This window comes from Planctobacterium sp. AWH2_060 (assembly GCF_056158425.1).
Window position 1 is genome coordinate 3,782,252 of record NZ_JBSWTG010000001.1, and the last position, 16,852, is coordinate 3,799,103.

General features: G+C 48.1%; 12 protein-coding genes. 10 read left to right on the forward strand and 2 right to left on the reverse strand.

Features of this window, described 5'->3' with window-relative positions:
• Positions 1–277: 277 nt before the first annotated feature.
• The 6 genes from ACXAD8_RS16185 to ACXAD8_RS16210 all read left to right on the forward strand — a co-directional run bounded on the left by ACXAD8_RS16185 (position 278) and on the right by ACXAD8_RS16210 (position 9,051).
• Positions 278–3,217 carry a TonB-dependent receptor domain-containing protein gene (locus tag ACXAD8_RS16185; protein WP_475230821.1) on the forward strand — a complete coding sequence of 980 codons (2,940 nt, stop codon included), beginning with the start codon at positions 278–280 and terminating at the stop codon, positions 3,215–3,217.
• A 133-nt stretch (positions 3,218–3,350) separates the two neighbouring features.
• On the forward strand, positions 3,351–4,610 hold the full coding sequence (locus ACXAD8_RS16190; RefSeq protein WP_475230823.1) for a ribulose-bisphosphate carboxylase large subunit family protein: 1,260 nt from the start codon (positions 3,351–3,353) through the stop codon (positions 4,608–4,610).
• 1 nt (position 4,611) lies between these two features.
• Positions 4,612–5,898, forward strand: coding sequence for a four-carbon acid sugar kinase family protein (locus ACXAD8_RS16195; protein ID WP_475230825.1), 1,287 nt, complete (start codon positions 4,612–4,614; stop codon positions 5,896–5,898).
• A 143-nt stretch (positions 5,899–6,041) separates the two neighbouring features.
• On the forward strand, positions 6,042–6,710 hold the full coding sequence (locus ACXAD8_RS16200) for an aspartate/glutamate racemase family protein (protein ID WP_475230827.1): 669 nt from the start codon (positions 6,042–6,044) through the stop codon (positions 6,708–6,710).
• A 21-nt stretch (positions 6,711–6,731) separates the two neighbouring features.
• Positions 6,732–8,132, forward strand: a complete 1,401-nt coding sequence (locus ACXAD8_RS16205) for an FGGY-family carbohydrate kinase (protein WP_475230829.1) — start codon at positions 6,732–6,734, stop codon at positions 8,130–8,132.
• Between the two features lie 76 nt (positions 8,133–8,208).
• Positions 8,209–9,051 carry a hypothetical protein gene (locus ACXAD8_RS16210; protein ID WP_475230831.1) on the forward strand — a complete coding sequence of 281 codons (843 nt, stop codon included), beginning with the start codon at positions 8,209–8,211 and terminating at the stop codon, positions 9,049–9,051.
• A 36-nt stretch (positions 9,052–9,087) separates the two neighbouring features.
• Here the strand turns inward: ACXAD8_RS16210 and ACXAD8_RS16215 are convergent, their stop codons facing one another.
• Positions 9,088–9,885 carry a DeoR/GlpR family DNA-binding transcription regulator gene (locus ACXAD8_RS16215; RefSeq protein WP_229529801.1) on the reverse strand — a complete coding sequence of 266 codons (798 nt, stop codon included), beginning with the start codon at positions 9,883–9,885 and terminating at the stop codon, positions 9,088–9,090.
• Positions 9,886–10,121: 236 nt separating this feature from the next.
• Positions 10,122–11,243, reverse strand: a complete 1,122-nt coding sequence (locus ACXAD8_RS16220) for an ISAs1 family transposase (protein WP_475230833.1) — start codon at positions 11,241–11,243, stop codon at positions 10,122–10,124.
• A 372-nt stretch (positions 11,244–11,615) separates the two neighbouring features.
• Here ACXAD8_RS16220 and ACXAD8_RS16225 point away from each other — a divergent pair, with 372 nt between their 5' ends.
• The 4 genes from ACXAD8_RS16225 (at position 11,616) to ACXAD8_RS16240 (ending at position 16,744) form a co-directional block, all read left to right on the forward strand.
• Positions 11,616–12,416: an alpha/beta hydrolase gene (locus ACXAD8_RS16225; RefSeq protein WP_475230835.1), complete on the forward strand. Its 801-nt coding sequence runs from the start codon at positions 11,616–11,618 to the stop codon at positions 12,414–12,416.
• A 128-nt stretch (positions 12,417–12,544) separates the two neighbouring features.
• Positions 12,545–13,282, forward strand: a complete 738-nt coding sequence (locus tag ACXAD8_RS16230) for a dienelactone hydrolase family protein (protein WP_475230837.1) — start codon at positions 12,545–12,547, stop codon at positions 13,280–13,282.
• Positions 13,283–13,442: 160 nt separating this feature from the next.
• A complete protein-coding gene (locus ACXAD8_RS16235) occupies positions 13,443–13,646 on the forward strand; it encodes a hypothetical protein (protein WP_475230839.1) in 204 nt (67 codons plus the stop codon).
• Positions 13,647–13,828: 182 nt separating this feature from the next.
• A complete protein-coding gene (locus tag ACXAD8_RS16240; protein ID WP_475230841.1) occupies positions 13,829–16,744 on the forward strand; it encodes a TonB-dependent receptor in 2,916 nt (971 codons plus the stop codon).
• Positions 16,745–16,852: the final 108 nt, after the last annotated feature.

A 16,852-nucleotide genomic window follows, 5' to 3' on the forward strand; every position in this document is an offset into this window, starting at 1 on the left:
TAACGATTATAAATGATTATTTGGGTGTTGCAATATGATTGTTAATGAGGTAAATTTTATGTTAATGGCTTTTTGCGCGATTAGACATGCGCATTTTTAAATGAGAAACCATGCAACAACTGATTAGCTGCCTGGTTTGTGCAACAGGGAGCTCAGTAGTAGTAAAGCGCACGTCCTGGAGACCCTCTGGATGATTCGTTTTTACTATAGCTTCAGTCGCAGAGAGCTATACATACTCAGCGTGCTGAGTCGATCAAAATATGGGGCACATATTATTATGAAAAAATTCAACAAATGTCCGCTGCGGACAGCAATTGTAGTCGGTTTATCGTCGTCCTTGTTTTTTACCGGACAGGCGTTCGCCCAGGAGCAGAATGAAAGCAACTCTGGTGAAAACCTCAGGGATGTTGAGAAAATCGCTGTTACCGGTTCGCGTATTCGCAGTGCCGATGTGACGGCGGCAACACCACTACAAACTATTGATGCTGAGTCGTTGCAAGACCAGGCTGTAATCAATGTTCAGGAAGCACTGCAATACAATCCGGCGTTTGGTATTGCCGGCGCCAGCAGAAGCACTTCCAATGATGATATTACCACGGTGGGTTCTGCGACCGTGAACCTGCGCAATCTGGGCGCAGACAGAACATTGGTACTGGTCAATGGCAAGCGGATGGTGGCCTCTTCTCCGGGGACTACCCAGGTTGATTTGTCCATGGTACCCACAGAATTTATCGACCGGGTGGAAGTACTTACCGGTGGTGCATCGGCGGTTTATGGCTCTGACGCCGTTGCCGGTGTTGTGAACATCATATACAAAAAAGATTTTGAAGGGCTTGTCTTCAACAGCCAGGCGGGCATTTCTGAAGAAGGCGATGACGAACAGTACAAATTTGATCTGACTGCGGGTCACAACTTTGATAATGACCGCGGTAATTTTATGATCAATGTTGGCTGGAGCAGACAAGGTGAAGTGAGATCAAGTGATCGCGATCGCACTTCAGAAGACTACACCAGCCTCGGTCATAACAACCGGGATCCTGAAACGGTATTTGAGCCTACCATTAGCCGCTCAGGTGTTATCGCGGGTGGGGTGGTTAACTCAGGTGGTGTTAACTATACCTTTGACAGTGCAGGTAATGCCGTGGTGTGGAATGGTACCCAGGAAGAGCGTTTTAATCGCAGACCTTACAAAACGATTGTGTCGCCGGTAGACCGCTTTACCGTGGCACTGCGTAGTAGTTATGACGTCAGTGAAGACCATACACTGTTTATTGAATCTAACTATGGTTTGGTAACCACGTCAGGCTATGCTGAGCCATCGCCTTTTGTTGCAAACAACGATGTGCTGGGTATCGGTGAAAACATCAATGTGGAAAACTATATTTTAAACCCGGCGACGGGCGAAACCACACTGACGCAAAACCCGTTTTTGCCACAGATCATTATTGATAACGCCACTGACTCAAATAACGATGGCTTACGGGACGTTGGTCTTAACCGCCGTCTGACTCAGTTTGGCCCAAATGGCCTGCGGGATACGCCTACCGAACGTGAATTGTTCCGGGTGGTACTTGGTTTGGAAGGTTATCTGAACGACAACTGGGAATACGATCTGCATTATTCTTATGGACGCACCACGCTTGACGGTCGAATGGATGGTCTTTTCCACGGCCCGAATCTGAAAGCCGCACTCACGGTGGCCCAGGACGTCTATGACCTGGACGGTGATGGCAGCACAACTGATGCAATCTGTGTTGATGCCGACGCACGCGGTCGCGGATGTGTGCCGGTTAACTTCTACGGCGAAGGCACTATGACACCGGAAATGCTTGCTTATGTTGAGGGTAGCCTGTATCAGAATGCCGTGCAGGATATGCAGGTCATCTCTGCGAACGTCACCGGTGAAGTGTTCGAATTACCGGCCGGTGCCCTGGCCATCGCGGCAGGCATTGAATACCGCGAAGAATCAAGCGAGCACTATTTCGACCCGCTGACGAATAGCAATATGAACGGTTACATTCAGCACACTGATACCGCCGGGGAGCTGGATGTTTCTGAAGTGTATATCGAAGCCGTAGCGCCGGTGATTGACGGTGTAACCCTTAACGCGGCGTACCGCCTGTCCGATTATTCCACGGTGGGTGCTGTGTCTGCCTACAACGCGGGTATTGAATGGTCTGCTACTGAAGAACTGCGCTTCCGTGCTGTTTATGCTCACGCGGTTCGCGCGCCAAACATCGGCGAGTTGTTTGCTGCCGAGTCTGTATCCACAACATCCATTACTGATCCATGCGAAGGGATAACCAACGCCGACACCGGTGCGCTGGCAGAGAACTGTCGCGCCGCAGCGGGTGTGCAGCAAAACATTGATGAGAACGGTTCGCTAACCCTCAATCAATCTGATGTACAAGGTGTCGGACTCTTGTCGACCAACAACCCGGGCATTAAAGAAGAAACGGCGAAAAGCTATACCATTGGTGCCGTGTATACACCCACCAGTGACCTTTCATTCTCTCTCGACTATTACGATATTGAGATTGAAGATGCGATTTCCCGTGTGAATCCATCGGTGATTCTTGATAAATGTTACAACGATGGCATTGCCAGCTTCTGTGAATTTGTTGACCGTCGTCCGGCGGCGGCTACGCCCTGGAGTGCCGGCTCAGTTGAACAGGTAACGGTTGGTTTGGTAAACAGTGGTGGTCAGTGGACCAAAGGCTTTGATGTCACCGCGCGCTACACGACCGAGATGTTTTCCGGAGATGTTTCGCTTGATTTTAGCTGGACGCACCTGCTGGAAAAAGGTCTTATCCCGCTTGAGGGCGAAGCAGCAGACCGTTCAGACGGCGAAGTGGGTGATGCGGAAAACAAGGCGTTTATTGCCATCGGTTACCAGCAAGGCGCCTGGAACATGAACCTGATCACGCGCTATATCGGCGAGTCGTATCTTGACGATACCTACTGGATGGACCGCTACGGTGCAGACGCGGGCAAAGACAACTTCAAGATTGACGCAAAAGTCTATGCAGATGCTCAGGTTAATTACTTCTTTGATGAGAACTATACAGTGACATTCGGGATTAAAAACCTGTTTGATACCACTCCACCGCCCATCATTGGAGGTTTACCAGGTGGCAGCGCAGATACAGGCACAGCAGCGGGCGTTTACGATGCCATCGGACGCAGCTTCTACGCCGGTCTACGCGTCAGTTTTTAAGCACAAACTAAAGTAAAAAAGGCATGTTGTGTGACGAACATCACGCAACATGCCTGTATTCGTTTAGATCGCGAAACTTTCACTCTCATTACAACGTTATCAGCGAGGAGTACTTAGCGTACGTTACAATGCCATGACAACAGATCGTATTTTAGCATCTTATTGGATCGAAACTGCTTACCCGCTGCAAGAGGCAGCAGACACAATGGCTGGAGAGCAATCAACGGGCACCTTTGTTCGGGTTCCTGGCGAAACCGACGAATTACGTGATGCACATGCCGCACGCGTGGAAGAAATTACCGACCTAGGCGAGGTGCAATCTGCCTCTTTGCCTGGCTCCGGTTTACCTAAAAACCGCAATGCCACACGGCGGGCCGCCAGGGTGACATTGTCCTGGCCCGTTGCCAATATGGGGCTCTCTTTACCAAACCTTTTAACCACCATCGCCGGCAATTTATCTGAACTAAAAGCGTTTTCCGGCCTGAAGCTGCTGGATATTAAAGTACCTGATGCTTTTCTCGAAAATTATCAGGGGCCGCAATTTGGTGTTGCCGGAACGCGAAAACTGGCGGGGGTTTATGACCGCCCAATCATCGGTACTATTATTAAACCTAGTGTGGGACTTTCTCCTGAGGCGACGGCGCAGCAGGTAAAGCTACTGTTAGATTCCGGTGTCGATTTTATTAAAGATGACGAGTTACAGGCAAACGGGCCACACTGTCCTTTTGAGGCGCGCGTTAAGGCGGTTATGAAAGTGATCCGCGAACACCGCGACAAAACCGGTAAAATGGTGATGTATGCTGCAAACCTCACCGGCGAGATAGACGAAATGCTGTCCCGTCACGATGTAGTACTTGCTGAAGAGGGAACCTGTATCATGGCGAGTCTGAATTCCATTGGGCTGCCGGCCATGAAGGTACTTCGGGCACATTCACAATTGCCGATACACGGCCACCGCAATGGCTGGGGAATGCTGGCACGCTCGCCAGCCATAGGTATGAGTTTCATCGCTTACCAGAAGCTTTGGCGCCTGGCAGGTATTGATCACACTCATGTCAATGGCATCGACAATAAATTCTGCGAATCCAACGACAGCGTTATCGCATCGGCCAGAGAGTGCCTGACACCCATGTTTGATGCTCCGGCCAAAGGCTGTGAGATCATGCCGGTTTTTTCTTCCGGCCAGTCAGTTCATCAGGTGGAAAAGACCTTTCAGGCAATGCGTACCACTGATGTTATGTATGCTGCGGGTGGTGGCATAATGGCCCATCCAATGGGACCAGCCGCGGGTGTTACAGCACTCAGACAAGCCTGGGATGCGGCAATTTCAGGTATCCCGGCGATTCAGGCAGCCAAAGATCATGCTGAACTGGCGGCTGCTTTGGGAGTATAACGTGGCATTACTGTACGGTTATTACGCAGATGATTTTACTGGCTCCACTGATGTGCTTGAACAGTTAGCTGAGGGGGGAGTGAGTGCAGTATTGTTTCTTCGGGTTCCGGACAAGGCGCTGTACCAACGATTTGAAGGGGTGAAAGCCATAGGTATTGCCGGTGACAGCAGAAGTCGTTCTGTGAGTTGGATGCAAGACAAGCTGCCACAAATGTTTAGCGCGTTACAGCACGCTGAAGTGGTGCACTACAAAACCTGCTCGACATTTGACAGCAGCCCGACGGTGGGCTCTATCGGCAAGGCACTGGAAATCGGAGTCGATTTGCTGGGTGGCCCGGCGGCAATTGTTGTGGCGGCTCCTCATCTGGGGCGCTATGTGGCATTTGGCAACCTGTTTGCTAAGGCCAATGACACTTTGTATCGCATCGACCGGCACCCGACTATGTCCTGCCATCCGGTTACACCTATGGCGGAAGCTGATCTCAGATTGCATCTGGCTGAGCAAACCGGGCGCAAGATATCCTTACTGCCTCTGCCGGATTTGCACGCAGAAAATCAGCAAACCCAGTTTGAAAGCGCCGGCAACAACGCCGCTGCAATCCTCTTTGATGGTGTATCCGCCGATGATCTGGCAGCGACAGGAGCCCTGATTGCTAATAGCAACATGCATTTTGCGGTTGGTAGTTCGGGCCTTACCAGAGCGCTCGTGTCTCAGTGGCGCAACAGGTCGCTGACCGAAGAAGATAAAATTCAGGCACCTGCTTCGGCAGTTGAACAATTACTGGTATTGAGTGGTAGTTGCTCACCGGTGACCGGAGAGCAAATCGCAGTCGCCAAATCCAAAGGCTATGACGCCATACCGGTGGATATGACGGCATTGACCCGGGACGACGCAGAAGAGCGCCGTTTAGTCGCCGCGGTACTGGCTTCTCTGGCAGCGAAAAAAAGCTGCATTATTTATTCTGCGCAAGGGCCAGTGTCCGGCCAACCTGAAGCAGCCGGGGAAGTGCTGGGTGCGATGCTGGGCCGAATAGCCAAAAAGGTCGTGCAGGAAACCGGGCTTAAGCGCATCCTGTTTGCCGGAGGTGACACTTCCAGTCATGGTGTTGCGCAACTTAACGCGGATGCCATGACCTGGCAAGCGCCCATTGAAGTGGGCGCACCACTGGTGAAGATTCACTCTCTGGATACCAGTATCGATGGTCTGGAAATGGTGCTGAAAGGCGGTCAGATGGGCCAGCCAAATTTTTTCGAATCTGTGCGTTGTGGTCGTCAACTGGCAGAATAATCATAGGTTTATTATGTGTAACCTGGCAATTGCTTCCGGTACATCGCGCTGATCATTACGGCCGATAAATTTTTGTGACCGGTTGGCCGGCGAATTCGATACCGACGATGCGCAGCCATGCACACTTTAGAAGGAAAATTATTGTGAAAACGTTAGCTTTAGTTCATACCTCACCGACACTCAGTCCATTGTTTAACGAGTTGACTGCGCGCATCATGCCGGATGTACGCATTCTGCATTTTGTCGATGAAAGTCTGATCAAAAATACCATCGCCAAAGGTTTTCTGGAAAAGTCTTCCATGAGACGCCTGATCACTATGGTAGGCTCCTGTTTTGATGCCGGTGCTGATGCTGTTCTTGTCACCTGTTCATCTATTGGACCAGCGGTTGATATCGCTGCACAGCTCTACGATAAGCCGGTGTTGCGGGTGGATCGTCCGATGGCGGAAAAAGCGCTTGATGCCGGTCGTCGTGTAGGAGTTATTGCAACTTTACCTACTACCTTAAAGCCGACTTCGGATCTGGTGCGCAATGTTGCAGCGCAGCAGGGTAAAGAGGTAGAGATTGTTGAGTACCTTAGCGAAGGTGCATTTGAAGCGGTCATGGCCGGAGACGGCGAAACTCATGATCGCATCGTTGCTCAGGGGTTAACCGAGGGGATGAAAAGTGTCGATGCAATTGTTTTGGCGCAGGCTTCAATGGCACGGGTACTGAGTACTTTACCGGATGATGCCTTAACTGCACCCGTATTTTCCAGCCCCGAACTTGGCGTACAACGTGCCCAAGCAGTATTGCAAAGTCTCAGTTGCTAAGCAGGAATTAAGAAGGTAAGCATGCCAGACAACTCGTCGCAACATACCGTAGTCATTGATATCGGCAAAACCCATATCAAGCTGCACCTGTTAAATCGCGATTTTCAATCTGTGTTCTCCAGGCAGATGAAAAACAGCGTTGTAAATTATGGGGATTATCCAGGTTTCAATACTGAAGCCATTTGGCAATGGTTGATGGATGGTATCAAAGCTGTTGCGCAGGAATATCACATTGCGGCGCTGACGGTGACCACTCACGGCGCCACCGCTGCCCTGATAAATCGCGACAACGACGCCGAAGGTGGGTTAGTTTTTCCTATACTGGATTATGAATTTCCGGGGGTTCAAAGCGACACGTCGGATTACAGTGCCTTGCGGCCAGATTTTAGTGAAGCCTACTCTCCGGATTTGCCGGCGGGACTGAATCTGGGCCGACAACTGCATTGGTTAAAGCAAAGTTTCCCGGAACAATTTTCTCAGGTAACCGATATTCTCATGTATCCCCAATATTGGGTGTGGCGCTTTACTGGCCAGCGATATTCTGAAATCACATCGTTGGGTTGCCACACCGATCTGTGGTCATTTCCGCGATGGGACTATTCAGCACTGGTAGACAAGTTAGGTCTGCGCCAACTAATGCCGCCCGTGAAACCTGCCTGGCATGATTGTGGTCAGCTGTTACCGGCGTTGTCTCAACAGCTGGGCCTTAGCGCTGATTGTCGTTTTTTTAATGGCGTTCACGACAGTAATGCCAGCTTTTTACGTTACCGCCTGACACAGGGCGATGCTCCTTTTACGGTAATTTCAACGGGTACCTGGACCATATTAATGGCTTCCCGCACACCATTGGACAAGTTGAATGCCGACAAGGATATGCTCGCCAACATTGATGTGACTGGTCAGCCGGTAGCCTGCGCCCGGTTTATGGGCGGGCGAGAGTTTGAAGTTATTTGCGAGCAAGCCGGCTCCTGGCTTGGTGAGCAGTTCAGCGTTCAGGATGTAGCGCACATTATCCAACAATCGGTGTTTGCATTGCCGGATTTCAGTGAGGGTAGTGGACCTTTTGGCGGAAAAAAAGGGCGCTTTGTCGGTGATATTAATCAGACAAGCGGCATTGCATTGGCAACGCTCTACTGTGCGCTGATGATTGACTATCAACTGGATATGCTGGGCACACAGGGACCGGTATTCATTGAAGGTGCTTTTTTGAAAAACCCGTTGTTATGCGAACTTGTGGGTCAGTTGCGCGCTGAGCAGCCGGTATTTTTGTCCCGCGACAGCACCGGAACCGTGCAAGGTGCTGCCTGTTTAACTCATTGGGATAATGCTCAATGTGAACTCGGATTACGAGAAGTACACAAATCGACCCTTTCAGGACTGACGTCGTATCGCACTCAATGGCGTGCACTGGCTGAACTGTAGCCGGCAATGTCATGCTGTTGATGGGGTGTTTTTTTCGGACGTGGTGCCCGGAGCACAGTTAATTTAGGAAATTTTTATGCAAGTTTTGTTGTTTATGGTGTTGGGTCTTTTGGCTTTGTTGGCTTCCAGCCTCAGTGTTGCTCAACCGGTCACGCTCAGTGAAACTGACTGGCACGGAAGTGACACCTATAAAATTTCTATGCCGATGGGAACCGTGTATTTTGAAAAGGGCAATGGCATATCAGGGTTTAAGAGTTTCATTGATTCTCAAGGCAACGACTGGATTGCCTCGTACCTGCCTCCGGGCCCCAAAGGCGAATACCGTGGATTTCCAAATAGCGTGGGAGGCTTTGGTCACGCGGGTCGCGATAGCGGCTCGGTGACCAGGGTTGTCAATAATATTACCCAGGGCGATGTGGTTATACTGGAGTCCAGCAATCCGTATTTCACCTTTCGGTATCACTTTTTTGCAGATCGCATCGCTGTTGAAGTTCTGGAGTCTTCCGGTAAAGCCTATCCCTTTATTCTTGAAACGGTCGCCGGAGGGAGTGCAGATGCTGAAGATTTTTTCGTCACTGCTGATGGTGTCAGGCACATTCCTACCGTAGCGGGTGAGCTGGATGATTTCACTCCGGAGTGGATATACATTGGCGATCCCAAGGTCAGGGATGTGATGTTTTTTGCGAAGACACCGGAAGATGATGCCCCTAACGAGAATCATCGTCAGATTCTGGATGGCAATGTTCACAATATGGATCTGTACAGTTTTGGTCGCACCGGTCCGGAACAGGGTTATACGGTTAAAGGGATGCAGGGCAACCGACATGTCGCCATTATTGGGTTTACGTCAGGAGAAAAGTCTCACCAGGAGATTGCCACCCTGATTGAAGGGTTTATGGCGCAACCTTTCACACCCTGATGCCTTATCGGCAGTGCATCAGGGCTGCTGCTTTGCTTAATTGCTGCGAGCCACTGGTGCGAGAATAACTTCCACGTTGTGCTTTTTCAGCATATCCAACTGTTCTTCAGTGACGCCATCATCGGTGATTAGCACGTCTACTTCTTCCAGCTCGCACAAGATCAAACTACTGCGCTTTCCAATTTTAGAACTGTCGGCCAAAACAATAAGTTGATCGGCTTGTTTCAACAATTTGCGCTCAGAAAGGATCAGCAAAGGATCTGTTTCCATCAGGCCGAATTCGCTAATGCCGGGAGTGCCCATAAACATTTTGGAGCCGTGGTAATTGGGGATACAGTCATTGTCAAATGAGCTTAATATGATGCTTTGTTTGCGGTAAATCTCCCCACCCGGTAACGTAATCTGACAATCACTGTTTTCTGCCAGTTCGGTGGCTAAAGCAAACGAGTTCGTTAGTATATTCAAATGGCGACTATACAGCGCGTCCTTCATCATATAGGTACTGCTACCGCCATTGATAATGATGGACTCACCGTCTTCACACAATGACACTGCCTTGGCGGCAATGGCTTGCTTTTTGTCCTGATGCGTTTCGGCATCCACCAAAAAAACGGAGCCTTTTAAATGGGTTCGTCCTTTTGTTGACCCTACCGGGTTGTTTGACTGAGCGCCACCGCGGATCTTGGTCAGCAGGTTGCGTTTCGCAAGCTTGGTCAAATCACGTCGTATGGTAGCCTCAGATGCTCTCAGTTGTGAGGACAGCGTAGGCACGGACGCAAAACCACTTTCGGCCAGCAACTCCAACAATAAATGGTGTCTTTGTTTTTCAAGCATATAGTGCACGTTTCCTTGGGAACAATAATCATTATTAAGGTCCTTCAATCAACGGCCATCAATTTCAGCGCGACAAAACACTTGTGTCAGCAATTTTCATGACTAAAAAAGGCACCTTTTGAAAGAATAATACCAGTAAAGCCTTCCAATGACTAAATTTACTTGAAAAAATTCATCCGCTGCTGCAGCCATAAAAATAGGTTGGGTATTGCCTAGGGCTACCGCATGAGTGTACATTAAATGACCAGCTCGTTTAGTCCTGCCTTCAAAGCTTGCTCAAGATAATCTGTTTTTGCCCAGGCGCGTTTCTGTTTTCGCGCAATACTGAGGCTGGACTCTTCTGCCCGAAGCATATTGAGTGATATTTGTCTTAGAATGGCCCAGTTTTCGGCACTGTTGTCTTGATAAATCTGACTTTTATCTTCGTTCTTGCTGACATCTAAAACATAGTGAAGTGTATTTTCTACCAGCCAGTGCTTCCTCACACTGTCAGCAAACTTTTGCTCTGTCAGGTCGGCTGAGCTGATATAGTAGCGGTAATTCAATTGTGGCTCCTGACCTTTTACGTGGCGGTAGTTGAACACCATGCCCGCTGTTTTCAACTCCGGCCATTTTGCACCGACTTCGCCTAACTCATCGGCACTTTTTACATAATAGGCTCTGGCTTCAATTCGGCCATGTTGCTTTGCCATTTCCAGATTAATGAAAGGTGCTAAACGCTCTTCACTGAAAGCATTCCGGAGGCTTTTACATAGCGTGGGCTGGTTTTCTTTCACACCAAAAAGGTAATCTCCACCTCCATCAAGGATTTGATCCGCAATACCAGCCTGACAGCCCATCGCATCAGTGGAAATCAATGCGCCACTGATATCAAGTAACTGGATCAGGTCCGGAATAGCTGTGATCTCATTCGACTTTTCATCGGTCTTTATCTGACCCAGTACCATTCTGTTACCCGTTGCAAATGCATTGACCATATGGATAGTTGAGTTGCGATCTTCTCTGTTATAAGAGCCTCGTAACGTTTTGCCATCAATAGCGATAACTTCACCTTTGGTCAGCTCATGAACATCCTGCATCCAGTTAATAAAGCAGGCGCTAAACTCCTCTGGTTTTATACGGGAAATGGTACGAGCAATTGTGTCGTCAACGGGAATACCATCAGCTAATACTCCACGTTCTTTAAACCAGTCATGATGACACTCGGCATAATCTCGAATATCAGCCCATCCCTCGGCTCCAGCAATAACGCCACAGAACGCTACAAACAAGATATCAAACAGGGGATAGGTTACTTTAGCGGTCTGACGCTGGTCTTCTATTTGACCAAAATGAGAGGAAAAGGCTTCCAGGTACATGATTTAACTCCCTAAAAGAGAGTATATGATCACAAGCTACCAGTAAGGTCCAGGAAATGCTTTGACTCTGCACCTGATTGGTTAAATAACGTTCACGATCTCACCCTGGGGTATTGCCTGGGTATTGTCATATCTGGTGTTGCCCAAGTTATTTGGTGGGTAGCAAATAATGGCTCTGCAATTTCACGCCTCGTCTGTAATCCCGCTTTTAACATCTGGCCCACCAGTGGGCTGCAATTCTCTGAGTAGTCAATAAATCCAATCTATCGTCTAAAACTTCGTACTTGGCGTCCAAAAGTGCGGTGACTCTGTTGCGCATTTATTCAACTTTCTAAACACTCCCGGCCGGTTTATCAAACGAACAGGTCAATTATGCTCATCAAATTGCTACGATTAATTAATGTCTTGTTGCCCACAATGGCGGCCAAAATTGTCAGGAAACTGATACTTACACCGAGAATTGCGGCGCATAAACAGACTCTGCCTCAGGCTGATGCCATTATTGAGGTAAGTGAAGATACCCAGCTTAAACTCTGGCAGGGCAGCGGAAAAACCGTATTGTTGATGCATGGTTGGTCAGGTTCGGTTGAAGATTTTACAACCTTGTTTCATGCTCTCAGAGCACGTGGCTACCGCATAGTTGCGCCAATTCCCGCCGGTCATGGAAAAACTACCAAAGGATTATCTCATCCCGGAAAATTTATCCGGGCGATTGAAGACAGTCTTGCCAGGGTGAATCTGCCGATTGATGTGGCTATTGGGCACTCCATGGGGGCCAGCGCCCTGGGTTACATTGCCGCCAGGCGCGATGTTTTTGAGCAATTGATACTGATTGCACCTGCCATAGATTTTACCGAAGTGTTGGCTAAACTCTCCACGCAATTAGGCTTAACACCCGTTGCAAAACAAAAATTTCTGCAATTAGTGGATGAGCTTATTGGGATCCCAAGGGAGCAGTTAAATCTGATGATGAGCAGCAAGTTACTGAGCAGAGGTGGCATGTTGGTACATGATGTCTACGACAAGGAAGTGGCGTTTGATGATGTACTCAGATTACAGCAGTCCTGGTCCGGCTCAAACTTATTCCGGACTGAGGGATTGGGCCATCGGCGGATATTAAATGATGAGCATGTCTGTGAGCAGATTGTACTGTTCACCGAAGGAGCTACTTGAAGACAAATAAGTCAGTACAATTTAGAAACTCATAACGACAAACTGTTTCAATTTCAGGATCATTGGCGCTTTTGTCACCAGCAATCTCGTGCAAGGTTAAAAATTCCAATATCCGGGAAGTTTTACAAATGAAACATCGAAGAACGCTGTTGATTTGTGCTTTACTGTTTAATGCTTTTTATTCCAGCGCAGAGCAGATAAGCTTTTCGACAGCAGATAAATTCACCCTGCAGGGCAGTTACTATAAGCCAAAAGCACTAAGTCAAAAAGCGGTGTTAATGCTGCATCAGTGTAACTTTAATCGCACTATGTATGCGCAAATTGGCCAAGGTCTGGCCGAGGTTGGTATTCACGCCTTGAGTATTGATTTACGGGGTTTTGGGGACAGTGCAACAGACGCCTTTGACATGGCTAAGGCAGACGAGCTTTCTGCACAAGAAAGCCGTGCGCTGATTAAAAAGCTATATAAATTGTGGCCTTCAGATGCCATGACAGTGCTTGAGTTTTTGCAAGACAAAGTGGGAGCCAATGGCAAAATAGCCGTTATCGGTGCGAGTTGTGGCGGTTCTTTGGCGCTGAAACTGTCCGAATCTTTTCCCTTTTCCGCGGTGATCTTGCTCTCGTCCGCACAGGGAGAAAAAAATCTACAAAGATATGAGCATCTGCTTCAGTTTGCACCTACGCTGCTGATTGCTTCTGTTGAGGATGAAGCGGCATATCAAAGTGCGCAAAAGCTGTTCGTTGTCGCAAAAAATGTTGCCTCAAAGTTCCTGAGTTATACCGGAGATGCCCATGGTCATCCGCTGTTTAAACAAGATCCGTTTTTACAATCTGAGATCGTAAACTGGCTTGCTATCAATCTTTAAAATCTGCGCTACCTGTTCATTATTAAATTCCTTCGTTTGGCCTTCTTATACCAATCAGTAATAATATGTGATCTACTCAGTGGGAATTGAAACGCATTTAGGCAAGGCAGATGTTTGCAGGTCTAGTGGGGCTAAATCAAAAACATCTAAAGCAGCATAAATGCGTTTCAAACCCATCTTCGACGTTGCTCATAGCCATGATCTCTTTGTTGCCAACAAGGATGTTGGTAAGGGGCGAGAGCAGGATGCGTTGAGCTTTGCGCGAGACTCGAAAGACCACCAGTATTACTTCACTCGCGCGTCGCGACCTCATGGCTATGAGATTAACGCTGAGCGATCACAGATTATTATTGGTTGGTATTAAAATAAGGCCTTTTTTAATTTTGCCCTGTGCGGAATGCTTAACTTAAAAATCCGTTACAGAAACTGCCATTGCCGTTTCACTACGCCGTTATCCCCGTTGGTGTCGAATTTCCCCTGCCAAAGTTGCATTTGTATAGCCTGCTCCGTTGTAAAAGCTTTTTTGCAATTAACACAGGAAATTACATGCACACAAAAAAACTAATTGCCCGTGCGGTTGCCGCAGCACTTATTGCTGGTAGCGCCAATGCAGTGGCACAAGCATCTCTGGACAACGATGCCGTTGAACGCATTGCGGTAACAGGCTCAAGCATTAAACGCACTGATTTAGAAGGGGCGCTGCCCATCACCACACTGTCAGCTGAGGACATCGCAAAAACCGGTGTTACCTCAGTACCTGACCTGATAGCAACAATTCCAAGTATGCAGGGATTTACTACGGGTACACAGTCTGTTGGTGGCGGTGGTGCTGGTATTTCATCGGCTTCTTTGCGCGGTATTGGTGATGAGTACACACTGGTACTGTTAAATGGCAAGCGCCTGGCACCAGCTGGCTCCGGCAGTGCTGTGGATGTCAATTCAATTCCGATTTCCGCGATAGAGCGGGTTGAAGTGCTGACCGATGGTGCTTCTGCTTTATATGGTTCAGATGCGATTGCTGGTGTTGTAAACTTTATATTGAAAAAAGATATACAGGAAACCACTTTCGATGTGCGCTACGACGTACCTGAAGAAACTGGCGGTGAAAACTATACATTTAACTTTACTACGGGATTTGGTGATCTCTCTCGGGACGGTTTTAATGTCTTTGTTTCTTATATGCGAGAAGATCAGGAGGCCCTGGCTTCCCGTGACAGAGAACATGCCAGAACAGGAATAATCCCCTTCAATTACAACGGGCAAGATTTGGTCTTTGTGGCTGATTCTTCTAATGCCATCCCTGCCACGGCAACACTGCGTTTTAATGATGGTTATGAAATCGGCATCAATCCTTTCCGGGAAATGAACGGCCAATGCGCACCAGATAATGTACCCAGTGACACGGTTGCTTTTCTGGATGGTGAACAGGTAGGTGAATATTATGCCTGTCGATACGACTTCACCAGCACTTTGGAAATTGTTCCTGAATACACGCGAGATAACCTGATTATTGGTGGGGTAGCGGAAATCAATGACTCTGCCGAGGTCTATAGTACGGTTTCTTATTCCAGATTTGAGCTAACATCCCGCATTGCACCTTATCCCACCGGTAATTTCCCGGTTGCTCAGGATAACCCTTTGTTCGCCGAGTATATTTATCCCAGTTTACCTGCCGAGTTTCAGGAGCGTGTAGACAATGGCGAACTGGTTCGCTCTACGGCGGCCTGGCGCTCTTTACCGGGCGGCAATCGCACCAACGAATACACCACTGATAGTTTGTTTTTGGATTTAGGTATTCGCGGCGAGTGGAACAGCACCGTGTCCTATGATTTTTCTGTTACCTATTCTGATTCAGAGCGAGAAGATGTAATTATTACCGGGTATCCAATTCAGGAAGATTTTTTAGCCCTGCTTAGCTCCGGTGATCTGGATGTATTCACCACAGCGGATAATTTGTCTGAAGAGGAAATAAGCGCGCTCAGAGCAACTATGTATAACGGACTGGATACGGTAACCGATACAGAGTTATTGACAGTTAATGGTAACTTCTCAGCTCCGGTATTTGAGTTACCCGCCGGTGATGTATACCTGGGCGGTGGCTTTGATTATCGTGAAACCACCTATTCTCGCCGGGGCTCAGAGGCCAATCAACGCGCCGTCATTCTGTTTACAGATGCCGATCCGCAATTTGATTTAGAAAGAGAGACCTACGGTATTTTCCTGGAAAGCATCGTCCCGGTATTTGAAGGCTTCGAAGTTACAGCTGCTGTTCGTTATGACGATATCTCTGCAGTGGAAAATACCGTTGTTCAAAACCCCATTGAACTGGCTCAGTATCTTGAAGACGGTACTATTGGTGGCAACCTGTTAACGGACATTGATGGCAATGTTATTGCAAATGGGTTTACTAGTGACGTAAGTGAAGATCTGGACGATACCACCTATAAAGTAAGTGCTTCCTATCGCCCCAATGAAAACTGGTTATTGCGTGCTTCAGTAGGCACCGGTTTTAAAGCGCCTACTATGCGTGAAATTGCAGAACCTCTTATCCCCTTTGGTGTGACTGGTGGAACCTTTGCCTGCCCGTTCCCAAGCAGTGACCCAATGGCTGCTTATTGTGTTCAGGGCCTGGCTCAGTATGACGTGTTCCGACAGGGTAATCCCAATTTGAATCCCGAAGAGTCAGAGCAACTTTCCGTTGGCTTTGTGTATTCCGGCGACAATGGTTTCAGTGTTTCGGTTGATTACTGGGAAGTTGATCTTGAGAATGTTGTGCAGCGTCCGACGGAAGCTAATATCTTCAACGACCCGGACACTTACCGTGAGTTATACACCACTAAGTTTGATGAAGGGCTTGGGCAAGATGTATTGGCCATTATTCAGGGACCGGTTAACGTCGGTGAACAGAATAATGCCGGTATTGATTGGACTGTAAACTTCACCAATGAATTTGGCTGGGCTGATCTTAAGACTTCATTGTCGGGAACCTACATTATCGAAAGTGAATCTCTGCAGGTTGGTTCAACTGATGTGTTCGAAACCAGCTTAGGTCGCAAAGGACCAGATGACGACGTAGTTTTCCGCAACAAGATTCGCATTGTGAATACCTTAAGTCATGGTGATTTCGTACACACCTTAAATATTGCTTACCAAAGTGGTTATGCCGATAGCTATTTCCCTGGCGGTAGTTTTGCAATTCGTAACCCGGGTCCTGAAAATGATTTATCCATCATTTATGATGGTGGTGTACAGCTAAAAGTACCCTCTCATACCATTGTTGATTGGGTTACCCGTTACAATTACAACCAGAACCTGACGGTCTCGGCTGGTATTAACAACCTGTTTGACAAGCTACCTCCACTGGCATTTGGTGAAGGCGGTGGTCACCAGGAAGGCTTTGACCCCAGATATTTTGATTCCTATGGCAGGACTTTTTATATACAAAGTCAGTACAAGTTTTAATTAATTTAAACTAAAGCCCCGAAGTTACTCCACTTCGGGGCTTATTTCTTTTTGCTGTAAAACTCTCTCAAATTCCTACTCTTTGCATTGCCAATTGACGAATATTTC

Excerpts from the sequence above, each read along its gene's own strand:
- ACXAD8_RS16185 (WP_475230821.1), top strand. The coding sequence starts at position 278 with ATGAAAAAATTCAACAAATGTCCGCTGCGGACAGCAATTGTAGTCGGT.
- ACXAD8_RS16190 (WP_475230823.1), top strand. The coding sequence starts at position 3,351 with ATGACAACAGATCGTATTTTAGCATCTTATTGGATCGAAACTGCTTAC.
- ACXAD8_RS16205 (WP_475230829.1), top strand. The coding sequence starts at position 6,732 with ATGCCAGACAACTCGTCGCAACATACCGTAGTCATTGATATCGGCAAA.
- ACXAD8_RS16210 (WP_475230831.1), top strand. The coding sequence starts at position 8,209 with ATGCAAGTTTTGTTGTTTATGGTGTTGGGTCTTTTGGCTTTGTTGGCT.
- ACXAD8_RS16215 (WP_229529801.1), bottom strand. The coding sequence starts at position 9,885 with ATGCTTGAAAAACAAAGACACCATTTATTGTTGGAGTTGCTGGCCGAA.
- ACXAD8_RS16220 (WP_475230833.1), bottom strand. The coding sequence starts at position 11,243 with ATGTACCTGGAAGCCTTTTCCTCTCATTTTGGTCAAATAGAAGACCAG.
- ACXAD8_RS16225 (WP_475230835.1), top strand. The coding sequence starts at position 11,616 with ATGCTCATCAAATTGCTACGATTAATTAATGTCTTGTTGCCCACAATG.
- ACXAD8_RS16230 (WP_475230837.1), top strand. The coding sequence starts at position 12,545 with ATGAAACATCGAAGAACGCTGTTGATTTGTGCTTTACTGTTTAATGCT.
- ACXAD8_RS16235 (WP_475230839.1), top strand. The coding sequence starts at position 13,443 with ATGCGTTTCAAACCCATCTTCGACGTTGCTCATAGCCATGATCTCTTT.
- ACXAD8_RS16240 (WP_475230841.1), top strand. The coding sequence starts at position 13,829 with ATGCACACAAAAAAACTAATTGCCCGTGCGGTTGCCGCAGCACTTATT.